General features: G+C 63.9%; 23 protein-coding genes and 1 riboswitch. Of the genes, 11 read left to right on the top strand and 12 right to left on the bottom strand.

Translation table 11 applies throughout. The features are described from left to right. The first annotated feature begins 29 nt into the window (after positions 1-29). Positions 30-1,769: a hypothetical protein gene (locus GJB56_RS27695; RefSeq protein ID WP_113682196.1), complete on the top strand. Its 1,740-nt coding sequence runs from the start codon at positions 30-32 to the stop codon at positions 1,767-1,769. Here the strand turns inward: GJB56_RS27695 and GJB56_RS27690 are convergent. After that, complete coding sequence (locus GJB56_RS27690) at positions 1,716-2,930, bottom strand: glycosyltransferase family 4 protein (RefSeq protein WP_019747129.1); 1,215 nt, start codon at positions 2,928-2,930, stop codon at positions 1,716-1,718. The two genes, GJB56_RS27695 and GJB56_RS27690, sit on opposite strands and share 54 nt — an antisense overlap. Positions 2,931-3,103: 173 nt before the next feature. Here GJB56_RS27690 and GJB56_RS27685 point away from each other — a divergent pair, with 173 nt between their 5' ends. The 5 genes from GJB56_RS27685 (at position 3,104) to GJB56_RS27665 (ending at position 8,714) form a co-directional block, all read left to right on the top strand. Continuing rightward, positions 3,104-3,874 carry a class I SAM-dependent methyltransferase gene (locus GJB56_RS27685; RefSeq protein WP_113682429.1) on the top strand — a complete coding sequence of 257 codons (771 nt, stop codon included), beginning with the start codon at positions 3,104-3,106 and terminating at the stop codon, positions 3,872-3,874. Positions 3,875-3,878: 4 nt separating this feature from the next. Then, positions 3,879-4,766, top strand: coding sequence for an ROK family protein (locus GJB56_RS27680; protein WP_113682195.1), 888 nt, complete (start codon positions 3,879-3,881; stop codon positions 4,764-4,766). A gap of 139 nt (positions 4,767-4,905) precedes the next feature. After that, a complete protein-coding gene (locus GJB56_RS27675) occupies positions 4,906-6,093 on the top strand; it encodes a phosphotransferase family protein (protein ID WP_113682428.1) in 1,188 nt (395 codons plus the stop codon). Position 6,094: 1 nt separating this feature from the next. Beyond that, positions 6,095-7,264: a hypothetical protein gene (locus GJB56_RS27670; RefSeq protein ID WP_113682194.1), complete on the top strand. Its 1,170-nt coding sequence runs from the start codon at positions 6,095-6,097 to the stop codon at positions 7,262-7,264. Positions 7,265-7,268: 4 nt separating this feature from the next. Continuing rightward, entirely contained in the window at positions 7,269-8,714 is a 1,446-nt protein-coding gene (locus GJB56_RS27665; protein ID WP_003945530.1) for an aldehyde dehydrogenase, read from the top strand. 1,144 nt (positions 8,715-9,858) lie between these two features. On the opposite strand, the gene GJB56_RS27660 is transcribed toward GJB56_RS27665, so the two are convergent. The 5 genes from GJB56_RS27660 to GJB56_RS27640 form a co-directional block, all read right to left on the bottom strand. Then, positions 9,859-10,560, bottom strand: a complete 702-nt coding sequence (locus tag GJB56_RS27660) for a (2Fe-2S) ferredoxin domain-containing protein (RefSeq protein WP_019747124.1) — start codon at positions 10,558-10,560, stop codon at positions 9,859-9,861. Then, positions 10,557-11,528 carry an ABC transporter substrate-binding protein gene (locus tag GJB56_RS27655; RefSeq protein WP_230091089.1) on the bottom strand — a complete coding sequence of 324 codons (972 nt, stop codon included), beginning with the start codon at positions 11,526-11,528 and terminating at the stop codon, positions 10,557-10,559. The genes GJB56_RS27660 and GJB56_RS27655 overlap by 4 nt, the downstream gene beginning before the upstream one ends. An 86-nt stretch (positions 11,529-11,614) precedes the next feature. Continuing rightward, positions 11,615-12,433 carry an ABC transporter ATP-binding protein gene (locus tag GJB56_RS27650; RefSeq protein ID WP_019747122.1) on the bottom strand — a complete coding sequence of 273 codons (819 nt, stop codon included), beginning with the start codon at positions 12,431-12,433 and terminating at the stop codon, positions 11,615-11,617. Beyond that, positions 12,430-13,437, bottom strand: coding sequence for a FecCD family ABC transporter permease (locus GJB56_RS27645; protein WP_003945625.1), 1,008 nt, complete (start codon positions 13,435-13,437; stop codon positions 12,430-12,432). The genes GJB56_RS27650 and GJB56_RS27645 overlap by 4 nt, the downstream gene beginning before the upstream one ends. A gap of 117 nt (positions 13,438-13,554) precedes the next feature. Then, a riboswitch (cobalamin riboswitch) is annotated at positions 13,555-13,690 on the bottom strand. Positions 13,691-13,706: 16 nt separating this feature from the next. Next, on the bottom strand, positions 13,707-14,219 hold the full coding sequence (locus GJB56_RS27640) for a TetR/AcrR family transcriptional regulator (RefSeq protein ID WP_229756998.1): 513 nt from the start codon (positions 14,217-14,219) through the stop codon (positions 13,707-13,709). A 148-nt stretch (positions 14,220-14,367) separates the two neighbouring features. Between GJB56_RS27640 and GJB56_RS27635 the strand changes: the two genes are divergently transcribed. The 3 genes from GJB56_RS27635 to GJB56_RS27625 are packed head-to-tail and all read left to right on the top strand — an operon-like array spanning position 14,368 to position 16,613. Continuing rightward, a complete protein-coding gene (locus GJB56_RS27635) occupies positions 14,368-15,306 on the top strand; it encodes an alpha/beta hydrolase (protein WP_113682192.1) in 939 nt (312 codons plus the stop codon). 10 nt (positions 15,307-15,316) lie between these two features. After that, the gene (locus GJB56_RS27630; RefSeq protein WP_113682191.1) at positions 15,317-16,276 is read left to right on the top strand and encodes a cation diffusion facilitator family transporter; all 960 of its coding nucleotides are present in this window, start codon (positions 15,317-15,319) and stop codon (positions 16,274-16,276) included. 28 nt (positions 16,277-16,304) lie between these two features. Continuing rightward, positions 16,305-16,613: a hypothetical protein gene (locus tag GJB56_RS27625; RefSeq protein WP_019747117.1), complete on the top strand. Its 309-nt coding sequence runs from the start codon at positions 16,305-16,307 to the stop codon at positions 16,611-16,613. Between the two features lie 58 nt (positions 16,614-16,671). Here GJB56_RS27625 and epsC read toward each other — a convergent pair whose 3' ends face one another. The 6 genes from epsC to GJB56_RS27595 all read right to left on the bottom strand — a co-directional run bounded on the left by epsC (position 16,672) and on the right by GJB56_RS27595 (position 23,170). Continuing rightward, positions 16,672-17,250: a serine O-acetyltransferase EpsC gene (gene epsC, locus GJB56_RS27620; RefSeq protein WP_019747116.1), complete on the bottom strand. Its 579-nt coding sequence runs from the start codon at positions 17,248-17,250 to the stop codon at positions 16,672-16,674. A 5-nt stretch (positions 17,251-17,255) separates the two neighbouring features. Beyond that, positions 17,256-18,191, bottom strand: coding sequence for a cysteine synthase A (cysK, locus tag GJB56_RS27615; protein ID WP_113682190.1), 936 nt, complete (start codon positions 18,189-18,191; stop codon positions 17,256-17,258). Between the two features lie 170 nt (positions 18,192-18,361). Beyond that, complete coding sequence (locus tag GJB56_RS27610; protein WP_029254577.1) at positions 18,362-20,191, bottom strand: phosphoenolpyruvate carboxykinase (GTP); 1,830 nt, start codon at positions 20,189-20,191, stop codon at positions 18,362-18,364. A 277-nt stretch (positions 20,192-20,468) separates the two neighbouring features. Then, positions 20,469-20,807 (bottom strand): DUF6802 family protein, encoded by a 339-nt coding sequence (locus GJB56_RS27605; protein WP_020906411.1) that lies wholly within the window; start codon positions 20,805-20,807, stop codon positions 20,469-20,471. Positions 20,808-20,940: 133 nt separating this feature from the next. Beyond that, positions 20,941-22,092 carry a hypothetical protein gene (locus GJB56_RS27600; RefSeq protein ID WP_223257925.1) on the bottom strand — a complete coding sequence of 384 codons (1,152 nt, stop codon included), beginning with the start codon at positions 22,090-22,092 and terminating at the stop codon, positions 20,941-20,943. A gap of 181 nt (positions 22,093-22,273) precedes the next feature. Then, positions 22,274-23,170: a GTPase domain-containing protein gene (locus tag GJB56_RS27595; protein WP_047889129.1), complete on the bottom strand. Its 897-nt coding sequence runs from the start codon at positions 23,168-23,170 to the stop codon at positions 22,274-22,276. A 199-nt stretch (positions 23,171-23,369) separates the two neighbouring features. Here GJB56_RS27595 and trmB point away from each other — a divergent pair, with 199 nt between their 5' ends. Further along, positions 23,370-24,128, top strand: a complete 759-nt coding sequence (trmB, locus tag GJB56_RS27590) for a tRNA (guanosine(46)-N7)-methyltransferase TrmB (RefSeq protein ID WP_019747110.1) — start codon at positions 23,370-23,372, stop codon at positions 24,126-24,128. Further along, positions 24,125-24,832, top strand: a complete 708-nt coding sequence (locus GJB56_RS27585; protein WP_003945733.1) for an NYN domain-containing protein — start codon at positions 24,125-24,127, stop codon at positions 24,830-24,832. The genes trmB and GJB56_RS27585 overlap by 4 nt, the downstream gene beginning before the upstream one ends. Positions 24,833-24,834 lie beyond the last annotated feature (2 nt).

Here is a 24,834-nt window from a genome sequence, read left to right as displayed (position 1 = left end):
GTAATGATGCACCACGTATCGTGCGCGTCATGACAGTGCAAGCCGGATACCGCCGTTACCTGCCTGCGGCGTACAGCCTGGCGCTGGCACTGTTGATCCTCGGACCGCTGCTCGGCCCCGGCTACCTCCTGCTGCGCGACGCCGTCAGCACGCCGCGCTCGTACTTGACCGACTCCGCCCTCGGACTCACCGACGCCGCAGCCCGCGCCGTTCCCCAGGACGCGCTGATCGCAGCGTTGAGCACCGTGATCGACGGCGGACTGGTGGTCAAGTTCATCCTGCTCGTGGCGCTCTGGCTCGCCGGTTGGGGTGCGGCGCGCATGGTCGCCGTCCTGCTGCCGACGGCCGGTCTCGGTCCACAACAGGTCGCGTCGACGGTGATGCTCTGGAACCCCTACGTGGCCGAGCGCCTGTTGCAAGGACATTGGAGCCTGCTGACCGGTTATGCCGCACTGCCGTGGATCGTGTGTGCCGGAATCGGAGTTCGCCGAGCCACGCCCGGGTCCTGGTGGGCGTTGGCCGCGTCACTGGCATTCGCGGGCCTGACACCTACCGGCGCTCTGCTCGCTCTGACGGCCGCGCTGGTGGTGGTTGCCACCCCAGGAGGCCGAACCTCGGCCATGCGGCGTGTCTGCGGCGCTATCGGGCTGTTCCTCGTCGCCGCCTCGCCGTGGTTGGTCGCCACCTTCGTATCCGGAGCAGCAGGCGACGGTTCCGATCCGGCGGGAGTCGCCGCCTTTGCCGCCCGAGCAGAACCGGGACTCGCGACGCTCGGCAGCCTCGCCGGGCTAGGCGGTATCTGGAACTCGGCAGCGGTACCATCCACGCGCACAACACTCTTCGCGTTGGTCGGAACAGTTCTTCTGCTTGTCGTGGTGTTTGCCGGTGTGCCCGCTCTATGGCGCCGACGCCGGAACCCCGTTGTCAGTGGACTCGGCGCGCTGGCCCTGTTCGCGGTGCTCGCTCCGACCCTGGGCGCTACTCCGTGGGGGCTCGACGTCGGCCGATGGTCGGTCGAGGTGTTCACCGGCGCCGGTCTACTGCGTGACGCCCAGAAGTGGGTCGCGCTGGCCGTACCGTTCTACGCACTCGCTGCCGCCGCCGCGGTGATGTGGGCAGGCAATCGGTTCTCCCTTCCCCGCCCGACATTCTCGATCGCCGCCGTCGTGGTGACGATCGTGGCGCTACCGGATCTGGTGTGGGGTGTCGGCGGCGCGTTGAAACCCGTGCACTATCCCGGGTCCTGGGCCGTGGTGGCCGAGCAACTACGAGACGAAACCGGTGACGTTGCAGTGCTTCCCGCTGGGATGTTCCGCGCCTTCCCCTACAGCGGTGATGCGCCGGTACTCGATCCAGCACCACGCTTCCTACCGCTCGACGTTCTGCAGACCGGCCAACTGGTGGTTGCCGGTGGTGCTGTCGGCGGTGAAGGAACCCGGGCCACCCAGGTCGAGGATCTGCTGCTTGCCGGCGGGAGTCCTACGCAGTTAGCCGATCTCGGAGTCGGATGGGTACTGATCGAACGTGAGACACCAGGCCAGCTCGGCAAGGCGGCAGCGACACTCGACGGATTGGAACAGGTCTTTGCCGACAACGATCTCGAGCTCTACCGGGTACCCGGAGATGTTGCCGCGCAGGAAGCGTCGACCGGTGCCCGAACTGCCGTCATCGCTGCGCATCTCGCCTGGATACTGATGGGCGTGATCGCGCTGATCTCAGTCGGACTGAACCAGAACCGAATTCGACTCGCGAGGCGCGGCCAGTCCTGAGACCCACCGACCGTCCTTGTGCGCGGTCAGCACCTCGAGCACTCCGGTGCCGGTCTGCTCCCAGGAGAACTCGCCCGACCACACCCGAGCTTTCTCACCGAGCACCGTGCGGAGTTCGTGGTCGCGGAGCAGGGTGCCTGCCGCCTGCGTCAGATCAGCGATGTCGCCGTCGCCGGCGTGCTCACCGCCGACCAACAGCCCGGTCACTCCGTCGACGATCGAATCGGTCAAGCCCTTGGAACTGCGGTAACCGATCGTCGGAACACCGTGCTGCGCAGCCTCGATGACCGCCAGGCCCCACCCTTCCTTCCGCGAAGGCATGAGGTGAATCCACGACTGCGCAAGGAGTTCATGTTTACGAGCCTCGTCGACGTGACCGTAGAACGAGACGGCGTCACCGATTCCCAACTCGGCGGCGCGATCTCGCAGGTTCTGCTCCCACCAACCACCACCGATGACGTCGAGATGGATGTCCGGAAGCGTCGGACGCAGGGCTGCGACGGCCTCGAGTGCGTCCTCGATCTGCTTGTGCGGCACCAGTCGTGAGAGAACCGAGATGGTGGGACGCTCGGCCCTGGTGATCGATCCACCTGCGTCGACGCCGACGGGGAGCCGATCGGCACCGTTGCGCACCACGGCAATTCGTTCGCGCTCGACACCGAGGTCCACCAATTCTTCGGCCGAAGGAAGCGACACCGTCAGATACTGACTACGTCGATGGGTGCGCGGTGACAATCGCGATTCGACCCACCAGCCGATCCGGCCGACGAGCTTGCCTGCCACCGGCCATTGTTCACGATGGCAGTGATGGACCAGAAGCGTGACCGGCGCACCCGCCACGGTCTTCGAGAAGAAGGGGATGCCGTTCTGGGTGTCGATCACCGCGTCGGGGCGAATGCCCTTGAGCGATCCGAAACCCAGACGTCCGGCGGCAATGGCGGCCAGAGCGCGGGGGTACACGCTGAAACGTCCACCGGCCCGGCTGATCGTGATGCCGTCTCGAACCTCCGACGCGGGCGCCCCGGGGTACGACGCCGTCCGCAGCGTCACCTTGATACCGCGCTCGGCCAACTGGGATCCGACCTGCTCGAGGTAACGCTCGCTTCCACCGCCCTGGGGATGCCCGGTATCGCGCCAGCAGAGCAACAGAACCTCGCGCACGTGCGTTACTCCCTGAGTCGGTCGGTGGCCACCCCGGTTCGGGCGATCCTGCGGGATGCCCCGCCTGACCGGCCGGTAACCCTGCCGAACACCCTAACTGTTCGAGCGTCCGTATTGCCGCGCTCCTGACGGTGTTCGTGGACCGGGCGACCCAGTGGCTAAAGTTGCTACCCGTGACCAAGCCCGCAGTGACCCGCATTTTCGGCCGACGGGCAACCCTGAAACGCTCGTTCGGCCTGCTCAGCGACTTCCGCCACGAGCAGTCCGCGCCCGACATCTTCTACGGCGCGCTTGCGCGCGACTCCGTCGAGTTGATCTCGGACCTGCACGAAGGTCACACCGGACGATCCCTCGACGGTCTCACTGTCCTCGACGTCGGCGGTGGTCCGGGCTATTTCGCGGAGGTCTTTCAAGCCGCAGGTGCCCGCTACATTCCCGTCGAACCCGATCCGTCGGAGATGCACGCCGCGGGTCTGACCGTGGGCGGCGCGGTGCGTGGATCCGGTTTGGCACTGCCGTTCCTGGACTCGTCCGTGGACATCTGCTTCTCCTCCAACGTGGCCGAACACGTCAGCGAGCCCTGGCTGATGGCCGAGGAAATGCTGCGCGTGACCAAGCCGGGCGGCTTGATGGTTCTCTCGTACACCCTGTGGTGGGGTCCGTTCGGCGGCCACGAAACCGGACCGTGGCACGCGCTGGGGGGCGAGTACGCAGCCGAGCGGTACCTCCGCAAGACCGGACACGAACCGAAGAACAGATTCGGGGTGTCGTTGTTCAAAGTCGGCGCCACCGACGGCCTACGCTGGGCCCGTGGAACCAGCCAGGGCACGTTGCTCGCCGCGATCCCGCGCTACCACCCGTCGTGGGCGTGGTGGATGGTCCGAGTCCCCGGTCTTCGGGAGTTCCTGGTGAGCAACCTCGTCGTGGTTCTCGAAAAGCGATAGCGACATGCGCCTCGCACTCGATATCGGTGGCACCAAGATGGCGGCCGGCGTCGTGTCCGAGGACGGCCGCGTTCCCGTGTTCGACAGTGTGCCGACGCCGCAGACCGACCCGTGGGGAGCGTGTGCGGCGCTGCTCGAACGAGTCGCAGACGGCCGCGACGTCGACGGTGTGGGCATCGCTTGCGCCGGGCCGGTGGACACCGTCGCCGGCGTCGTGGCCCCCATCAACATCACCGAGTGGGCACAGGGATTCGAGCTCGTAGCGGGCGTCCGCAGCGTCTTTCCCGATGCCGGAACTGCCCTCGCCATGGACGGAGCCGCAGCGGCATTGGCGGAGTTCCACCACGGCGCCGGACGCGGAACCCCGAACCTCCTGAGCCTGGTCGTCTCGACGGGAATCGGCGGAGGAATCGTCCTCGGCGGTGAGATTGCTCGGGGTCGCACGGGGAACGCCGGTCACATCGGCCACCTCGTCGCTCCAGGATCTTCCGAACCGTGCAGCTGCGGGGGCGTCGGCTGCCTCGAGACGGTGGCCAGTGGACCGTCCGCGGTGCGATGGGCTCGTAGCCAGGGCTGGTCGGGAAACACCGGCCGTGAACTAGCCGAGGGTGCACGCAGCGGCGACGCGATCGCCGTGGACGCGCTTCACCGCGCAGGGACGGCGCTCGGTGGTGGCATCGCCTCGGCGGCTGCCCTCCTGGACGTGGACCTCGCGGTGATCGGCGGCGGTTTCGCCCAGTCGGGTGCACCGCTGTGGGAACCGATGCTCGACGCGGCTGCCCGACATGCCCGTTTGTCGTTCATCGCCGGGCTCCGGATCGTTCCCGCCGAGCTGGGTGGCGCCGGAACTCTGACCGGTGCGGGCTTGCTCGCGCTCACCGCCGTTATCTGACACGCGTTCTTCCCCGATAAATCCGCAGGGAGTCCCACTAAACGGGTGCCACCTGTTCCCAATTTCTGTAACGTGTTTTAGTGTTCTGACTCACACCGTTACGGGCATTGCACGTGACGCCTACGGGAAGGAGGTGACCGTGAGCCCAGACGCTTCCTCATCTGACGTTGCCTCGACTGCTTCTTCGACCGATGAAACCGAGCATCACGCCCAGGTCGCCCGACCGAGCGATTCCCTCCGCGACACCGAAGACCTCCGTGAGCGCCTGGAACGGTGGATGGCCGGCAAGGTGCCGAGCGGATCCACTGTGACCGTCGCCGACGTCACCTTGCCCGCAGCCAACGGCATGTCCAGCGAAACCATCCTCTTCGACGCCACCTGGGACGGCGATCATCATCCCTTGGTCGCTCGGGTGGCACCGACGGAATCGACCATGCCGGTGTTTCCGACCTACGACCTCGAATCCCAGTTCCGCACCATGGCTCAGGTGCGCGAGCACTCGGCGGTGCCCGTACCCGCGGTGTACTGGTCAGAATCCGACCCGGACGCGTTGGGTGCGCCGTTCTTCGTGATGGAACGAATCTCCGGCGACGTGCCGCCAGACGTCATGCCGTACAACTTCGGATCGTGGGTCACCGAAGCGTCCCCCGAGCAGCGAAAAACCCTCCAGCGCAGCTCGGTCGACGTCCTGGCTCAATTGCACGCCATCGACAAGCCGTGCGAGCGTTTCGACTTCCTCCGACTCCCGAATTCGGGAACGACTGCACGAGACGCATTCACGGCGCACATCGCCGAGCAGCGCGCGTACTACGAGTGGGTGGTCTCCGACGGCATCAGATCACCGCTCATCGAACGTGCCCTCGACTGGATCGATGAGAACAATCCCGCGGACGATTCTCCGGCGGTGCTCTGTTGGGGCGACTCGCGCATCGGCAACGTCATGTACCAGGACTTCGCGCCGGTAGCCGTACTCGACTGGGAAATGGCAACTCTCGGCCCGCGAGAGATGGATCTGGGCTGGATGGCATTCCTGCACAGGTTCTTCGAGGACATCGCCGGACTGGCGAACCTACCCGGTCTTCCCGACTTCCTTCGACTGCCGGATCTCGCGCAGACCTACGCCGAGATCACCGGCCACGCCCCACACGATCTGGAGTTCTACGTTACCTATGCCGCACTGCGTCAGGCGGTCATCATGTGGCGAATCCAGGCCCGCGCCATAGCTTTCGGCCAGTCACAGCGACCCGAAGACCCCGACGACATGATCATGCACCGCACTTCGCTCGCCGCGATGCTCGACGGCACCTACTGGGAGAGGTTGGCCTGACATGCTCTCACCGATGGACGACTATCCCGTTCACCAGATCGCCGAACCGATCCGTCACGTAGCCACCTCGGATCGAAACTTCTACGACCGTTACTACTTCAATTGCTACCCCACCGAATCCCCTGACGTGTTCCTCATCGTCGGACTCGGCCAGTACCCCAACCTCGGTGTCATGGACGCATTCGCTGTGCTTCGCCGCGGTGACGACCACATCGTTGCTCGCATGTCGAAGGCGCTGGGTGCCGACCGTACCGACACCACCGTCGGACCTTTGCGCGTCGAAGTGCTCGAGGGACTGCAGAAGCTCCGCGTCGTACTCGAACCGGGCAGCGAATACGATCTCTCCTTCGACATCACCTTCGATGCCACCATCCCGGCGGCGCTCGAGCCCAAGCACTTTCGCCGTCAACTCGAACGAGTCACGTTCGACACCTCACGCTTCCTGCAGACCGGCACGTGGACCGGATCGCTCACCGTCGACGGGGAGGACTTCGCGATCGACCCGAAGACGTGGCGAGGTAACCGCGACCGCTCGTGGGGTGTGCGTCCGGTCGGTGAAGCCGAACCGCAAGGCAGACGCGCCGTCGACGGAATCCAGAACTTCTTCTGGATCTACGCGGTCATGCAGTTCGACGAGTTCACGATCTCGGTGATCATGCAGGAAGACGAGCAGGGCAGGCGCATCGTCGAAGAAGCCATGCGAGTGTGGCCGGACGAAGCCAGGGACAACGAATGGCTCGGCCGACCCGAACACGAACTGACGTTCTGCCCCGACACCCGCGACGTCACCGGAGCGACCATCACCTTCCACCAGCCAGGCGGTGAAGTCCTCACTGTCGCCTGCGAACTGCTGCTGGCCAACTACATCGGAATCGGCACCGGCTACGGGCTCGAACAGGACTGGCGTCACGGAATGTGGCAGGGCGAACTCGTCGTACAAGGGCTCCGCCACAAGGTCCACGAGATCGAACCGTTCCAACGCATGTTCTCCCCCGTCGACAACCTCGCGTCCTTCACGCTCACCGAAGGCACGAACACCAACACCGGCACCGGTCTTTTCGAGGTAGCCGCCATCGGACCGCACGAGAAATACGGATTCACCAGTTTCACCGACACCGCACAGGCAGACGACGCGTATGCCCTCGCGGCGACCGACAACACCGAGGAATGAATTGATGACTGACTACGACAAGCTCTACATCGGTGGAGCATGGGTGGCCCCGGCCACCGACCAGGTACTCGAAGTGTTCTCTCCCGCAACGGAGGAGCGCGTCGGCAGCTGTCCCATCGCAGCACCGGCAGACATCGACGCGGCTGTGTCCGCAGCCCGCGCGGCGTTCGAGGGACCGTGGTCACGCACCACCCCCGCCGAGCGCGGCGCGATCCTCGCCAAGGCCGCCAAGCTGATCGAAGAGCGCAGCGCGGAAATCAACCAGCTCATCTCCAACGAGATGGGCCAGCCGCCCGCCATGGTCGGCATGATGCAGCAGACCCCGTCGATGGCGACGCTGGGCTACTACGCCGAGCTGGCCGACAAGTTCGCGTGGGAAGAGAAGCGCACCGGTGCGTTCGGGCAGACCAAGGTGACCCGTGAGCCCGTCGGCGTCGTCGCCGCCGTGCTGGCCTGGAACGTCCCGCTGTTCCTGGCGATCAACAAGCTGGCCCCCGCGCTGCTCGCCGGCTGCACCGTACTGCTCAAGCCCGCACCCGAATCCCCTCTCTCCGTCCACGTGATCGCCGAGATCTTCACCGAGGCAGGCGTTCCCGAAGGCGTCATCTCCGTGCTCCCCGGCGGAGCCGAGACCGGCGAATACCTGGTCTCTCATGCGGGCATCGACAAGATCACGTTCACCGGATCCAGTGCCGTCGGCCGCAAGATCGGTGCCATCGCCGCGCAGAACCTCAAGCGCTGCTCCCTCGAACTGGGTGGCAAGTCCGCCGCGATCATCCTCGAGGACGCCGACATCGCCGCCGGAATGCCGATGCTCGTCATGTCCGGCCTGATGAACACCGGCCAGGCCTGTGTCGCTCAGACCCGAATCCTCGCTCCCCGTTCGCGTTACGACGAGGTCATCGAGGGAATGAAGACCGCGGCAGGCTTCATGACCGTCGGCGATCCGTCCGATCCCGCAGCACAACTCGGTCCGCTGATCTCCGAGAAGCAGCGCGAGCGCGTCGAGGGCTACATCGCCAAGGGCAAGGAAGAAGGCGCGCGCGTCGTACTCGGTGGTGGACGTCCCGCCGGCCTGGACAAGGGCTGGTACGTCGAGCCGACGATCTTCGCCGACGTGGACAACTCGATGACCATCGCACGCGAGGAGATCTTCGGACCCGTCCTCTCGGTGATCCCGTACGACTCCGAGGACGAGGCCATCAAGATCGCCAACGATTCGGATTACGGCCTCGCCGGATCGGTGTGGACCACCGACATCGATCACGGACTCGAAGTTGCCGCGCAGATCCGCACTGGTACCTACGCGATCAACTGGTACGCCTTCGATCCCGGATCACCGTTCGGTGGTTACAAGAACTCCGGTATCGGACGCGAGAACGGACCTGAGGGCCTCGAAGCCTTCTGCGAGACCAAGTCCGTACTCATGCCGCCCGGCTACGTGGGCTGACCCACCCGGGAGTTGGCACCCTTTGCTGACAGTTGGCACCCGTTCCGACCTGCCGGAACGGGTGCCAGCCCCATGAAATGGGTGCCAACTCCCAGCGAATCCACAGATCCACCCGGTACCGTCGAAAACGAATCAGTCATCTCACAAAGGACATTCATATGCTCACCAACGCCATCAACGCTTTCCTCGCACTCTGGGGCAGCGCCTCCGTCGGCAGCAGTGGATACCAGATCCCGCCGGGAACCCTTCCCTTCGGTTCCTGAGACATGAATGTTTGAAGCCCGCCGATTGGTCAATCGGCGGGCTTCAAACGTAATCGAGGCACCATTCAGGCCAGTCCACGCTCCCGACGAAGCGCATCCTCCATCTGCTCATACTCGCGACGCGCAGAATCCCGTTCCAGGATATGACTGCCGTGCGTGCAAAGCTCGGGCGCTCGAACTGCAGGGATGAATATGGAAACGGGCCACGTGAGACCAACTGCTAGAAATCCGAACATTCCTGTAAATATCGCCTCTGTCGAGAAAAAGGAGCGATACACTCCGTGTTTCCTTCTCCAGTAAGACGTCCCTATTGCCCGACCGATTACAGCATAGGAGATGAATGCAATGAATCCGACTACTACCATGTCCATTGAATATCCTCTCGACCGATTGATAACGAATATTTTTCGCCGGATTCAGGCACTCGGCGGCCAACTCTCATAGCGTTGACATCGACGTTCACCGAACCTAATGCGCTAGCCTGACCAGCATTGACTCATCGGTGCTGCGCGCATGGGCTACCGCCTTGCCCGTGGCACCTCGTGCAATTTCCAAAGGTTCCCCACACCTTCCCCTCCCCGTTGCAGACCGAACATTTGCCGTGCTGGCAATCCCGGCACCTATTGTCGTATCCCATGGTTCACTCCTCGAATTCGCATTGGTCTGAATATTTCTACCCAATCTCGATACTCATGGCAGTCGTCTGATTGACGGACAATCGCCACAGGGTCCTGGTTGCATTCAAGAGAAATCAATTCAGGCTGACCGGGTCCGCAAGAAATATTCGACCACTTGAATCGAATTGACCGTCTCACTGATGGACAGAACCCGCTGAGCGCACTTCGCGCCCAGCGGGTTCTTTGCTTTCACCGACCCGGTATCTACCGGTCCAGAACGTTATCCGCCAATCGATCCTCGCGACCGGACACCAAGGCCTCGGCATCACCGGCGTCCACGTGCCCGAACCAGGTACCGCCGGGGTTCGCGATCACCAACGGGCCCAGGTTGCACGGGCTCAGACAACCGGTTCCCGTCACCTTTGCCGAAGTGCCTTTGGCCGCCGCACTCATGGCCCGGTGGAGAGGCCCTGCTCCGTACGCCATGCAGCGGGGCCCCTTGCACACCAACAGATGTGTATCGTGCTGCTCGATCACGGACCAAGCCGGACTGCGATACGACGCCGGACTGGCAGTGATCGGCTTTCCTGCCGCGCCGAGTTCATCGATCACCTGCGCGGCCACGGCAGCTTCGAGCGTTTCCGATTCGTGGAGCGAGACTTCCAGTTCGGCACCGATCCGGGTTTCGCGCCAGTTCGCAACCGCCTTGCTGGTCCACGTGAGCAGGTACCGATCCCTCGGCACCGCAACTGGAATCAACACGACCTTGCCCACGTCATCGGTATGCGCTCGATCGAGTTCCTCGTGAAGGCTCGGCGACGCGACATCGAGGTACGCAATACGAACGTCGGCGTCGGTGCCGGCCCGAACAGCGTCGAACATCCGTCGCGCGGCCGACTCGTCGAGGCCGCTGACGGTCGGCCGCAGTACGACGATCACCCGATTCGAACCACTGTCGACACTCATGCCGACGGCGCGGTTGTCCAGTCGATCCCGCTCGACGGAGCAAGTCCGAACTCTTCGATCTTCGCGCGCAGCTCTTCCGCGCCGTAGACGTTGGGGAATCCGCTGGTGAACATCGCGAGCGGGAGTACGACGAAGCGGTTCTGCTTGACGGCGTCGAGATCGCGTAGGCCTTCTCGGCTCTTGATCGCGTCGATCTTGCCCTGTACTTCGTCAGCGCTCTTCTTGTAATCCATGATCACGATGACGTCGGGTTCTGACTTCGCGACGGTCTCCCAGCTCGCTTTGAACCAGGTGTTGTCGACGTCGGCGAACACGTTGGTTCCCCCGGCGACGTCGATGATTCCGTTGGGGGCTCCGTTGCCTCCGCTGGTGTACAGATCTTCTTCACCGCTGTCGTAGATCAAGACCTTCGGCTTGTCGCCGGCATCTGGCGCGGACTCCAGACGTGCCAAACGTGAATCCAATTCGGTCAGTGCCTCGGCGGCAGTGTCCTCGGTTCCGAACAGCTTTCCGTAATTGGTCACGTCCGCACGAAGGGCATCCCACGGACCCATCGTGCCGAGCGCGGAATCCACTGCGGCACTCTGCCGACAACTATCGGAGATCACATATGCATCGATGTTGTTGCTCTGCAGCGATTCCGGCGTCACACCGGAGGCTCCCTTGAACAAGCCACTGTAGGAGCCGACCACCAGGTCCGCCTGCTTACCCAGAATCGTCTCCATCGTGATCGTTCCGTCCAGGTGTGGGACGTCCGCAATTCCAGGGCCGAACATCGACTCCATGACCGCGTCGTTGTTCGTGTTCAACACGACGGCCGCGAGACGATCCAAACCGCCGACTCGGAGAATGGTGCCGATATTGGCCGCATTGCTTGTCGCAACGACGTTCTCGATCGGAAGCTGGAAAGTGCTTTCGGTCCCGCAGTTCTCCAATGTCACCGAAGTCTTGTCTGCAGCTTCGTCCACCGGTGCAGTTGCCGAGCAGCCGGCAACTGTCAACAACGCTGTCGCGGCTACAACCGCACCGAACGACGCTCGAGTCTTGACATGTATCAAAGTGCACTCTCCGAAAATGATTGTTGTAGTTGAGAATTTCGTGATTCGAATACGAGGTGTGAACGGCCTGTCGCGGGGTTCACGAGCTCGAAAGTCTCGACACCGAAGACAGTTGCCACCACCGAGGTGGTGAGTACGTCGGATGGATGTCCGAACGCCCTGGCAACTCCATCCGCGAGCACGAGCACCCGATCGCACACTGCCGCAGCCAAATCGAGGTCGTGCAGTGCCATGATCACCGTCCGGTCCAACGACCGGACCAGATCGAGCAGTTCGAGTTGATGCCGGATGTCGAGATGATTGGTCGGCTCGTCGAGGATGAGCACGCCGGCGTCCTGCGCGAGACCTCGGGCGAGAAATACCCGCCGACGCTCGCCGCCGGAAAGCGTGTCCATCGAAGAGAGCCTGTGCTCGATCATTCCGACCTCGCCCAGAGCACGATCAACGACGGCATTCTCGTGCTTTCCGCCGACACTCCAGGGCTTTGTATGTGGCGTGCGCCCCAGAGTCACGTACTCGTGAACCAACAAATCGGCGGGACTCTGCTCTTCCTGCGCCACAAAAGAAATGGCTTTGGCCCGCGAACGCGCGGACATCGCGTGCACGGACTCGCCGCCGACGCGTACGTCACCGTCGGCGATCGGTCCGAGACCGGCAAGCGCACGCAACAAAGTCGACTTGCCCGATCCGTTCGGACCGACGACGCCTACTACTGCACCGGCGTCCGCCGCGATGTCGACGCCCTTGACGACGGTTCGGCGGTCGATGCGGACGACGACTCCGGACGCGGTCACCGCCAGGGCGCGGGCGCTCACGAACTGCCACCGAATCGGTAGCGCCGACGGCCGAGAAGCAGGAGAAACAGCGGGGCACCGATCACCCCGGTCACCACGCTCAGCGGGATCTCGGTCGGCCGCAACGAGGTCCGCGCCACGACGTCGACCCACACCAGGAACGACGCGCCGATCAGCGCTGCCGCCGGCAACACCACTCGATGTCTGGCTCCGACAAGCATGCGTGTGACGTGCGGTATGACCAAGCCTACGAAGGCAATCGCGCCGGACACTGCAACCATCGTGCCGACCAACGCTGCCAGCACACCGAACAGCACGTTTCGCAGGGTTCGGATGGGAATACCGAGCGAAGCCGCGACGTCCGGTCCGGCCGCCAGCGCATCCAGCCAACCGTGCAGGGCGAACACCGCTGCCGTCAGCAGGAACACAACGATGACCGGCGCCCACAACTTGTCCCAGGATGCCCCGGCCAAACTTCCCAGGAGCCAGAACAATACGGACTGCGCGGCCTGGGAATCATTGGTACGCAGCACCAGAAAACTCGCGATCGCCGACAGGGCGGATGCGGTAACGGTGCCGGTCAGAACCAATCGCAGTGGAGTGATACCGCCTTGCAGCGTCGCGATGGTGAAGACGAGAATCGCAGCTCCCAACGCCCCGATCATCGCGCCGAAACTGAGCGCCCACACTCCCGCGCCGGCGAACAGTCCGGTGGTGATGACGGCAGTGGCACCGACACTCGCGCCGGACGACACTCCCAGCAGGTGGGGATCGGCAAGAGCGTTACGGACGAGGGTTTGCACCACCGCGCCGGCGACGGCAAGACCAGCGCCGACGGCCAGACCGAGCAGTACCCGCGGTGCTCTGATCCCCCACACGATCGCAAGTTCGGAACGCGTGACGGGTGGGCCTCCGAAGCGCGAGTGCACCACGTCCACCACAGTGGACACGGGGAGCATCTCGGATCCGAATGCCAACGCGCACACAGCAGAGAGCACGGTGACGACCAGCAGAGCGGGCAGCACGATACCCGGACTGAGCCGTCCTCGAGGCGCACCAGCCTTCGGCGAAGGCAGGTGGGTAGGTGGAGACAGAGCTCCGCCAACAGCATTCATGGTGTGACCGATCCATCCTCGTGGCATGACACAACGTCAACGAGGGTGGTATCTGGCTACGGTCGACGCAGGGACGACCTCACAGTGGCGGGACCGCGCCGGAATTGCACCGACTTCCCATTACCTCGATGATGACGTCAGAACCATAACGGACTGTGGTCACCATTCCGCACACCGGATCAGGATTCCGACGCGATCATCGATCTCGCCTGCCGCACGACGGCTTCCGTTCGCACTCGAAGTTCTTCGGGTGAATCCGATTCCAGCACAACCCGATGCACCTGACTGTCCACGGCAGTCACGGTCAGCCGCGACGTCAACAACGCATCCTCCGCACTGAAACCGTAGCTCTGGAGGTACTCCGAAAAACCCAGTACCAGTTGCCGATTCATTCCTTCGACCTGCTCGATGAGCTCACGCGTACGTGGAACCTGATCGTAGAGCAGGTGAAAGAACTCTCGCGGCTTACTGTTCACTTCGACCGCGCACTCCACCAACATTCTCACGGCCTCGTCCAGGGAGAGTTCGCGCTCGACGATGTCGGCAAGGCAGAGCGCAAAACTCTCCCGCGCAGCACTCACGTGACGGTTCGCCAACTCCGCAAGGATCTCGTACTTGTCGCTGAAATACTGGTAGAGCGAGCCCACCGACACCCCTGCTTCGTCAGCGATCCGGTTGGTGGTCGCTGCCATGGCTTCCGAAGCGAAAACGCGAGTAGCTGCCTCCAGGATCGCGTCGTAGGTAGCCCTCGACCGCTGCTGGGAGGGCCTTTTCCGCCGAGTCGACACGGTCCTCCGATGCGAGTTGTCAGCCGCGACGCCGATACCGAGAATTGTGTAGGTGACCAGCGCCGATTACTCGAAGTTTATGCCCGACCGGTACACCGACCACATGCCGGCGCCGACCCCGACGTGGTGGGAGTGGAACGGCAACACCGTCCACGTCGCACGGGCAGTGGCTCCAGACGCACCGGTTCGTGTTCTCGGCATCCACGGCGCCGGCGGCTACTCGGGCGCGTTGTGGCCGTTCGCCGGGATCGGCGTGAAACTCGGAGCCGAAGTCCTCTTCCCCGATCTTCCGCTGTACGGCGACACCGTCGTAGCCGATCCCGCCGGCGTCCGGTACGAGCAGTGGGTCGATCTCCTCTGCGATCTCGTCCGGGCCGAGAAGGCAGCCGACGATCGGCCGCTGGTGTTGTTGGGCGCCAGCATCGGCGGTCTGCTGGCCTACGAGGTAGCCGCGCGGACCGGTCTGGCCGACGCCGTCGTCGCCACCTGTCTGCTCGATCCCTCGCATCCGTCGGCCAGAGCTGCCGCGGCGCGGTTCGGCCCGATGGGTGTCTACGGCGCTCCCCTGATGCGCCGCACCGAACGACTGGTGGGCCGTATCCGCGTGCCCATCCGTTGGGTCGCCGATGTCGCGAACATGAGCAGCAACCGTGAACTCGCGACGCTGTGCGCAACCGATCCGCGCGGTGGCGGTGTTCGGGTGCCACTCGGATTCCTCAGCAGCTACTTCTCGTTCGAGCACACCGCACCCGAAGCATTTCGGACGACGCCCGTTCTGCTCACCCACCCGGCCGACGACCGATGGACGCCACCCGAACTGAGCCTGCAGTTCCTCCGCCGCATCAACGCACCCACCGAATTCGTGATGCTGGACGGGTGCGGGCACTTCCCCGTCGAAGAGCCGGGCCTGACGCAGTTCCACGACGCCGTCGACACACTGCTGCGCTCCGTCGCCGAGCGTCACCGCACGAAACCGTCGCCACCCGCCTAGCCTGAAGTTCGTGAGCATCGAACCCAAGGCCGAGCCGACGGGAAACGGCGACGAGAGCACCACGACAGTCGTACTGGCGTTTGCGGCTAACGCGCTGATCGCCGGGGCCAAGACGGCGGCCGCCATCGTCACCGGATCTGCATCGATGGTCGCCGAGGCCACCCACTCCTGGGCCGATACCGGCAACGAAGTGCTGCTGCTGATCGCGAACCGCCGCGCGAAAAGGGTTCCCGACCGAGACCAGCCACTCGGGTACGGCCGGGAGGCCTACATCTGGTCGATGTTCGCCGCCCTCGGACTCTTCGCGCTCGGCGCAGGTGTGTCGATCACCCACGGCATCCAGGAACTGTTCCATTCCGAACCGGCCACCGACTTCGGTGTCGCCTACGCAGTCCTCGGCGTCTCGTTCATCCTCGAAGGCATCTCGTTCCGGCAGGCGTACAAGCAACTCCGAACCGAAGCGTCCGCCGTGAACCGCGACGTCATGGCCCAGGCGCTCAACACATCCGACCCGACGACCCGGGCCGTGTTCGCCGAAGATGCTGCAGCACTGATCGGTTTGGTCATCGCATTCGTCGGCGTCCTACTGCACCAGATCACCGGTTCACCGATCCCCGACGCCCTCGGCTCCATCTTCGTCGGCATACTTCTCGGAGTCATCGCGATCATCCTGATCGACCGCAACCGCCGATTCCTGGTCGGCGAAGAGGCCTCACCGACGCTGCGGGCAGCAGCCGTCGAAGCTCTCACCCAACTACCCGAGATCAACCGAATCACGTTCCTACGCATGGAATACCTCGGGCCGCGGCAGGTCTACCTGGTGGCTAGCGTCGATCTGGTCGGTGACTACGCGGAATCCCGAGTGGCCCACACGTTGCGCGAACTCGAACGCTCACTCGAGCAGAGTCCACGCGTCGTGCGGGCGATCCTGACCCTCTCGACGCCCGAAGAACCGTCGATCGCAGTCTGAACTTCCGGCCGGGCGATAGGCTCGTTCGATGCGCGCACTGATCGTGATTCTGGCGGTTCTGGGATTTGTCGTCGGGGGAATTCCCCTGGTGGGCAGTCTGATCGACGTGATGACCAGTCAAGACAAGACCATCGTCTATCAGGGTGCCTACGAACCGATCCGGGGTGTGCAGATGAGTCGCGACTACGAGTCGAGCCTGGACATCTCCTACATGGCGCTTCCAGACAACTCGCCCCAGTGGCTAATTCTCGCTTGCTATCCCCTGATCGGGGCGGCACTGGGCGCAGCGACGGCCGTCGTACTGGGACGTCGCGGGTGGCACCTGACGCGAGCCTGAACAGACGCCGATGGCCACCCGCCGTCTACACGAGGGTGGCCATCGAAGAAGGAATGCTTCAGATGTACATCGCAGGATCGATGTAACTGTTCGGGTCCACCAGTTTTTCCTTGGTGGTCCGTGGCCGCGCCACCGCCGGGATACCCGTCGCGATGGATTCGGCCGGAACATCTCTGGTGACAACGGCATTGGCGCCGATAGCGCTACCTTCACCGATGACGACAGGTCCGAGGATCTTGGCACCAGCGCCGACGGTGACCCGGTCTCCCAGCGTCGGGTGACGCTTGACCTGCTCGAGCGAGCGACCACCCAGGGTGACGCCGTGATAGAGCATCACGTCGTTACCGACCTCGGCCGTCTCCCCGATCACGACGCCCATGCCGTGGTCGATGAAGAACCGTCGACCGATGGTGGCACCGGGGTGAATCTCGATGCCGGTAACGAAGCGTGTCAGCTGCGAGAGCACTCGCGCCGGGCCGCGTAGCGCAGGGACGACCCACATGCGATGCGCAACCCGATGCGCCCAAATGGCATGCAGCCCTGAATAAACGAGCGCGTTCTCCACATTGCTGCGCGCGGCAGGATCCTGACCGCGCGCAGCCTGCAGGTCCTCGCGAATTGTCCCGAGGATACTCACAAGTCTCAGTCCCGGATGTGTTCGAACAGCGGGGTGGAGATGTAACGCTCGCCGAAGTCACACACGACAGCCACGATCAGCTTGCCGGCGTTTTCCGGACGCTTCGCCAACTCGAGTGCGGCCCAGACGATGGCACCGGACGAGATGCCGCCCAGGATGCCTTCCTGGGTTCCGAGTGCGCGAGCGACCTCGATGGAATCGGGGAACGAGACGTCGATGATCTCGTCGTAGATCTCGCGATCGAGGACGTCGGGCACGAAGTTCGCGCCGATTCCCTGGATCTTGTGGGGACCGGGCTGGCCACCGTTGAGGATCGGCGAGTCGATGGGCTCGACGCCCACGATCTTGACCTCGGGCTTGTACTTGCGAAGGGTGCGTCCGACGCCGGTGATGGTGCCGCCGGTGCCGATGCCGGACACGAAGATGCCGACGGCGCCGTCGGTGTCAGCCCAGACCTCTTCGCCCGTCGTTGCCTCGTGGATGGCCGGGTTGGCCGGGTTGGCGAACTGGCTGGCCGAGACAGCGTTCTCGGTCTGCTCGACGATTTCCTTGGCCTTGGCGACTGCACCGGCCATGCCCTCGGAGCCCGGGGTCAGCACGATCTCGGCGCCGTAAGCACGCAGCATCACGCGACGCTCGGTGGACATGGTCTCCGGCATGGTCAGGATGACCTTGTAGCCGCGAGCAGCACCGACCATGGCGAGTGCGATACCGGTGTTACCACTGGTGCCCTCGACGATGGTTCCGCCGGGCTTGAGTGCACCGGACTTCTCGGCGGCGTCGATGATTGCCACGCCGATCCGGTCCTTGACGCTGTTGGCCGGGTTGTAGAACTCGAGCTTGACGGCGACCTGTGCGTCCAGGCCCTCGGTCAGACGGTTGAGCCGCACGATCGGGGTGCGCCCGACCAATTCGGTCACGTTGTTGTAGATCCCGCTCATATCTGGTCCTCCTGAGGATCGAGTGTGTCGACCCGCTCGATTCGCTGATCACTGCTTTACGGCTGAACTGCATAACGGCTACAGGCAAGGGCATACAGACGACCGATGCCGCATCGGTTCATCAAATTGAACCAATGCGGCATCAGGCCACTACATACGGGGGCGGTTTATCAGGCCAACCGCTGCTTCAGAGCTTCGAACTCGTCACGAATGCCGGTCGGCAGCTTCTCGCCGACGAAGTCGAACCACTCTTCGATGAGCGGGATCTCGGCCTTCCACTCGTCGATGTTGACCGCGAGGGCCTCGGTGATGTCGGCGTCCGACACGTCCAGGCCTTCGATGTCGAGTGCCGATCCGGTGGGAACGACGCCGATCGGGGTGTCGATGCCGGCAGCCTTGTGCTCGATGCGCTCGACGATCCACTTCAGGACGCGAGAGTTCTCGCCGAAGCCTGGCCACAGGAAGCGTCCGTCGTCGCCACGGCGGAACCAGTTGACGTAGAAGACCTTGGGGAGCTTGGACGCGTCCGCGGACTTGCCGAGGTCGATCCAGTGCTGGAAGTAGTCACCGACGTTGTAGCCGAGGAACGGCAGCATTGCCATCGGATCGCGGCGAACCGTACCGACCTGGCCTTCGGCTGCTGCGGTCTGCTCGGAGCCGACCGTTGCACCCATGAAGACGCCGTGCTGCCAGTCGCGAGCCTCGGTGACCAGCGGAACCGTCGTCTTGCGGCGTCCACCGAACAGGATTGCCGAGATCGGCACGCCCTTCGGGTCGTCCCACTCGGGAGCCATGATCGGGCACTGCGACATCGGAGTGCAGTAACGCGAGTTGGGATGAGCCGCATGGGTGCCCGACTCGGGCGTCCACTCGTTGCCCTTCCAGTCGATCAGGTGCTGCGGGTCGCCTTCGAGGCCTTCCCACCAGACGTCACCGTCGTCGGTCAGAGCGACGTTGGTGAAGACCGTGTTGCCCTGGTCGATGGTGCGCATGGCGTTGGGGTTCGACGACCAGTTGGTGCCGGGAGCCACGCCGAAGAAACCGAATTCCGGGTTGACGGCGTAGAGCTGTCCGTCCTCACCGAAACGCATCCAGGCAATGTCGTCACCGAGGGTCTCGGCGCGCCATCCGGGGATGGTCGGCTGGATCATCGCGAGGTTGGTCTTGCCACAAGCGGAGGGGAATGCCGCCGCGATGTAGTAGGCCTTGTCCTCGGGCGAGATGAGCTTGAGGATGAGCATGTGCTCGGCCAGCCAGCCCTCGTCGTGCGCCATTGCCGAAGCGATACGAAGCGAGTAGCACTTCTTGCCCAGGAGAGCGTTTCCGCCGTAGCCGGAACCGAAGCTCCAGATCTCACGATCCTCGGGGAAGTGGGTGATGTACTTGGTGTCGTTGCACGGCCACGCGACATCTTCCTGGCCATCGGCCAGCGGAGCGCCGAGGGAGTGCAGCGCCTTGACGAAGAATCCGTCGGTGCCGAGCTTGTCGAGAACCTTGCTGCCCATGCGGGTCATGACGCGCATGGAGACGACGACGTACTCGGAATCGGTGAGCTCGACGCCCAGCTTCGGATCCTCGGCGTCGAGGGGGCCCATGCAGAACGGCACGACGTACATGGTGCGTCCACGCATGCAACCGCGGTACAGGTCACCCATGAGGGTGCGCATCTCCGCCGGATCCATCCAGTTGTTGGTGGGACCTGCGTCGATTTCTTCCTTCGAGCAGATGTACGTACGCGATTCGACTCGCGCGACATCGGACGGATCGGAGTTGCCGAGGAAAGAGTTCGGCTTCTTCTCGTCGTTGAGGCGGGTGAAGGTTCCTGCCTCGACCAACTTCGTTGTCAGTCGGTCCCATTCTTCGTCCGAGCCGTCTGCGAAGACGACACGATCAGGCTGGGTGAGTTCGGCAACCTCTTGCACCCATGCAAGCAGTTCCTTGTGCTGCGTGGGGGGCGTGCCGTCAGTTCCATTGAGACCGGGAATGGTCGCTGAGGTCATCAAACTCTCCTGGGGTGAGCCGGAACCGGGTTCTCGTGACACCGGATGCAAACTGCAGCGCCCCGATACCAGTCGATCCCGGTGTCCCCCTCTCGACGGGGTCCAGCCGCGTCATCCACTCACGTGGATTTCACGGACGCCGGGTGTCCTATGTATTGAGGTTAACGCTGGCTGTTCACCTGCAGGTAATCGGGTGCGGTCAGAAATGTCACAGAAACGATTCAGTTGGTGTGTTCAGGTGCCTACCCGGCGCTCAGAGCACATAAACGGAACCTTTTCAGAGCGCTCCGGCATCGATTTTCTGCCACACGAGGGCGCCTTCGTCGTCTCGACTGCATTCCCAGGCCGAGTAGTCGCCGTCCGACTCGATCATCGTGAGGCGATCGGCGCTACCGTCGCGATCGAAATCGGACACGATCACGACGTCGTCGTCGGAGTGGACGACACGGCTGTCGACCGTTCCGTCACCGTCCAAGTCGAAGGCCTCGAAGTTCAGGTCGCCGGCATCGACCGGTCCCGACGAGGGCCCGAAGGTCTCGGGCTCGATACGCCCAGGATCGAGCGCTTCGGCTTCGTGCCCGTCGATGTGTCCGGCCGTGATCAGAAATGCGTCCATTACTCCCCCTACTGGATGGTGACCTACCGCTTCGGCAACCCCTACCGAAACCGTCCGCTCAGTATTACCAGACCCCGACGATCAGTCGAGGCCGAAATTGCGGCGCTGTGGAGAACTCTGCACTCGCGGAATGTCAGTAGGCGGCGTTCAAAACGGCGAGGTCGCGCTCGCACGACGCCAGTTGCCCTGATCTGGCCGCGGCAAGCTCACGAAGTTCACCGTCGATCTCCACGATTCGGGCCTGCGCCGACGCCACCTGCTCGCGGCTCTCCGCCATGATCGCCGCTCCCAGATCCGCCTCGGCCTCGAGCAGAACGCTCTGGACTCGCTGCTCCCACTGTGCGCGAACCGTCGACATCGATTCGACGATCCACGACCTGGAGTAGGCACGATCCGCCGTCAGCCCGCGAGTTCGCGCCAACCACCACGCCGCGGCGCCACCCAGAACCAACGTCACGGGGATACTTGCGAACTCCAAGGCCGGAATCATTTCCAGCGGAGTCACCGCGATACGGCCGAGGCCGAGACCCGCGGACGCGCCGACAAGAATTGTCACCCGGTCCTCGTTTCCGCGCTGACGGCGCGGCGGGCCCTCCGGAATCCGTGGGGAAGGCATGTATCCGGTCGTGCCCGCCACTTCCACCGCTGCCGCCATCGCGGCATCGAACACCCGGGTGTGATGGTCGACCTCGTGCTGCAGTCGCGTCGGCACGCTGCCCAATTCGGCTCGCGAGGCCGCATCGACCCAGGCACGTGCCCCGGCGACCGTCGCCCGGGTTGCCTCGGCGATTTGTTGTGACAGATCCCCGCGCGCTCGTTGCAGTCGGCTTCGCACCTGCACCAGGCGTTCGCCTCGCCGGCCGTCACGGTCTGCGAGCAACTGTGATCGCTCGGCCCGCAGTTCGGCACCAGAAACGCTGTCACGCAGATTCCGGATCTCTATCTCGATCATCCGGCGCGTCTGCGCGATGACACCGGAATCCGAACCGCCTGCTTCCCTCTCCCGTGCCGCCCGGCTCACGACGGCAACGAGCGACTGCTCTTGACCAGGCGCAATCGGAACCACCGGGACCTGAGCAAAAGCGGTGCAGTGCGAAGCAAGAATCTCGGCATCACGCCGGCGCACAGCCTGCCAGTCTCGGTAGACGTCGATGCGGGTCAGCGCGACCACCACCGGAATCCCGCTCTCTGCAGCGTCGTCGAGAAGTAGAAGATCCTCGCGTCCGATCACACTGGCGGCGTCGACGACCAGAAGTACGACGTCGGCGTCCACCTCGCGTGTCACTGTCGAACAGTCATCAGAAGCATTGAACATCCGGGCGACGTCTTCCCGTCCACACCTCGGTGGGCCGACAACGTAAATTCCAGTGCCACTGGATGTTTCGGCGGCGACCTGGCGACCCGGATCGGATGCCGGATTCCATCGCTGCACCACGCGCAGCACCGAATCCGGAAGTACCGAAACGCTATCCATCGGTCACCGCCGGAGCGGAGCGATCGCCCCCGAGCTGCGCCCACCGACGCACATACCCGCGGCGAATCAGTGAGACCCTTTGTTGCGGAGCCTGTTCCGACTCGTCCACGAGCTCGCCCCACCACCGGCTGCATGTGCCCGCGTCGTCGGCGGTACGAGGATCGGGAGGCTCGCCTTGACGCAGGGCTCGAATTTCGGGGCTCATCATCGCCGCCGCGGCGCAGAACAGCACCGCGGAGTCCGAACTCAGATACAACTCGATCTCGTCCCTGCCCGCAGCGCTGCGCGAGGCAGACCGCCTCAGCGCCGGGCCGATCTGCTCGACCCGGCCCCACCACTGCGCCTCCAGAACAGGTCCGAGAGCCTCGAACAATTCTTCGACGCCGCGCCCGGTCAGTGTCTCCACCGGAACCGTGGGCACGCCGACGGTCTCCGAGATCTCCGCGGCCCGTCCCAGCGCCTCGTCCCAGCGCGGCCCGAACAAGTCAGCCTTGTTCGCAGCGACGACCACACGATCGGAAACTCGGGCAATGGCTCGGCCGTCGACGTCGCGGACCGCGTCGACCACCACGTAGACAACGCAACGACGACCCAGATCGGGGTTCGACGTTCCCGGGACGTCGAACGCGCGCGACTCGGTCACCACAACCGGTGCGCCGACGACTCTGCGCGAGAACCGGTCGTCGCGCCCCAGGATCCGCGCCAACGACGACCGCCCCACCCCGGCTCGCCCGGCGACCACCAATTCGAGCGGCGCGCTCAGCGATCCGAGCACCGAGTGAACCGCCTCTGCGGCTCCCGAATCGATCGACGTCAGCCGATATGCCAGAGCGCGCAAGTGGTCGATCGGCTCCGCGCAGGCGTCGTCGATCGATTCTGCGGGCAACATTCGTGACCAATTACTGCATGCAAATCCTGTGTTCATCCCCACCCCACGTCCCCATCGTGTCGGTGAGATTCTGTCAGGTTCTCGGCAAGGACGGCAGGTGACACCACTCTTTCGCTGGCTGTCCGAAGTCGGCTGTTTCAGGACTTTCCGCAGAAAGTCTCAACTCAAACTTCAGACCCGTCTGCGCTAAACGGGGGTCATGCGTGACAATGGGTTCGTGAACGAAGCCGATCAGCATGCACCGCAGACCCCTGACACGGGGCAGACGGACCACGCCAAGGGGTCCCGTCTCCATCCGAGAGTGACCAGCTTTCGCTCTCGCCGGGGTGCGCTGACCGACGCGCAGCAGCAGGCTTGGGACCGTCAGTGGCCGCTCATCGGCGCCGACGTCTCGGACACACCGCTCGACGCGAACGCCTGGTTCGGACGCGAGGCACCCCTGATCATCGAGATCGGTTCGGGTACCGGCACCGCGACGGCCGCTATGGCCAAGGCGGAACCGCACGTGAACCTGATCGCGATCGAGGTGTACCGCCCGGGGCTCGCGCAGCTTCTCCAGCAGGTCGAGCGTGAAGAGATTCCCAACGTCCGCGTACTACGCGGTGACGCGATGGACGTACTCGAGAACATGGTCGCCCCCGAGTCCCTGACGGGCGTCCGGGTGTTCTTCCCGGACCCGTGGCCCAAGGCCCGCCATCACAAGCGTCGCCTCCTGCAGGGGCCGACGTTCGCGCTGATCGCCAACCGCCTCAAGCCCGGCGGAGTCCTGCACGTGGCAACCGATCACGCCGAGTACGCCGAATGGATCGAAGAAGCCGGCAATGCCGAGCCACTGCTGACCGCACTCGACTGGGAGTCTCCGATGACCCACGAGCGTCCGGTCACCAAGTTCGAGGACAAAGCCCATAAGGTCGGTAGTGCAATCACCGAGCTTATATGGGGGAAGATCAGAGCATGAGCGTCAGCGAACAGCTATCCGACGACGTGACGTCGTCGGAATCTCCTCTCGACTTCGGTCGTGACTCCCGCCACCCCAAGCGGGTGCTTCTGGTCTGGGACGCCCCCAACCTCGACATGGGCCTCGGCGCCATCCTCGGTGGCCGGCCTACCGCCGCCTACCGGCCACGATTCGACGCTTTGGGTCGTTGGCTGCTCTCTCGCACCGCCGAACTGTCCGCACAGAACAGCGGCACGCTCGAGCCTGAGGCGACCGTCTTCACCAACATCGCGTCCGGCAGCGCCGACGTCGTTCGTCCTTGGGTCGAAGCCTTGCGTAACGTGGGTTTCGCGGTGTTCGCCAAGCCGAAGGTCGATGAAGACAGCGATGTCGATTCGGACATGCTCGAGCACATCGCGCTCCGGTACGGCGAGGGCCTCGCCGGAATCATGGTCGCGTCAGCCGACGGCCAAGCGTTCCGCGAACCTCTCGAGGACATCGCAGCAACCGGTATCCCGGTCCAGGTTCTCGGGTTCCGTGAACACGCCAGCTGGGCTGTGTCGTCCGATATCTTGGACTTCGTCGATCTCGAGGACATCCCAGGTGTCTTCCGTGAGCCTCTGCCACGGGTAAGCCTGGACACCCTGCCCGACGAGGGCGCCTGGTTGCAGCCGTTCCGACCGCTTTCTGCCCTGCTCATCGGGCGAAAAAGTGTTGCCGAGTAGGA

The organism is Rhodococcus sp. AQ5-07, from assembly GCF_009707305.1.
Classification (GTDB): domain Bacteria; phylum Actinomycetota; class Actinomycetes; order Mycobacteriales; family Mycobacteriaceae; genus Rhodococcus_F; species Rhodococcus_F erythropolis.
This window is presented reverse-complemented; position numbering and strand designations above follow the sequence as displayed.

Coding starts and splice junctions, on each gene's coding strand:
- GJB56_RS27695 (WP_113682196.1), top strand. CDS start 30: ATGACAGTGCAAGCCGGATACCGCCGTTACCTGCCTGCGGCGTACAGC.
- GJB56_RS27680 (WP_113682195.1), top strand. CDS start 3,879: ATGCGCCTCGCACTCGATATCGGTGGCACCAAGATGGCGGCCGGCGTC.
- GJB56_RS27670 (WP_113682194.1), top strand. CDS start 6,095: ATGCTCTCACCGATGGACGACTATCCCGTTCACCAGATCGCCGAACCG.
- GJB56_RS27665 (WP_003945530.1), top strand. CDS start 7,269: ATGACTGACTACGACAAGCTCTACATCGGTGGAGCATGGGTGGCCCCG.
- GJB56_RS27660 (WP_019747124.1), bottom strand. CDS start 10,560: ATGAGTGTCGACAGTGGTTCGAATCGGGTGATCGTCGTACTGCGGCCG.
- GJB56_RS27640 (WP_229756998.1), bottom strand. CDS start 14,219: ATGGCAGCGACCACCAACCGGATCGCTGACGAAGCAGGGGTGTCGGTG.
- GJB56_RS27625 (WP_019747117.1), top strand. CDS start 16,305: ATGCGCGCACTGATCGTGATTCTGGCGGTTCTGGGATTTGTCGTCGGG.
- cysK (WP_113682190.1), bottom strand. CDS start 18,191: ATGAGCGGGATCTACAACAACGTGACCGAATTGGTCGGGCGCACCCCG.
- GJB56_RS27610 (WP_029254577.1), bottom strand. CDS start 20,191: ATGACCTCAGCGACCATTCCCGGTCTCAATGGAACTGACGGCACGCCC.
- GJB56_RS27605 (WP_020906411.1), bottom strand. CDS start 20,807: ATGGACGCATTTCTGATCACGGCCGGACACATCGACGGGCACGAAGCC.
- GJB56_RS27595 (WP_047889129.1), bottom strand. CDS start 23,170: ATGTTGCCCGCAGAATCGATCGACGACGCCTGCGCGGAGCCGATCGAC.
- trmB (WP_019747110.1), top strand. CDS start 23,370: ATGCGTGACAATGGGTTCGTGAACGAAGCCGATCAGCATGCACCGCAG.
- GJB56_RS27585 (WP_003945733.1), top strand. CDS start 24,125: ATGAGCGTCAGCGAACAGCTATCCGACGACGTGACGTCGTCGGAATCT.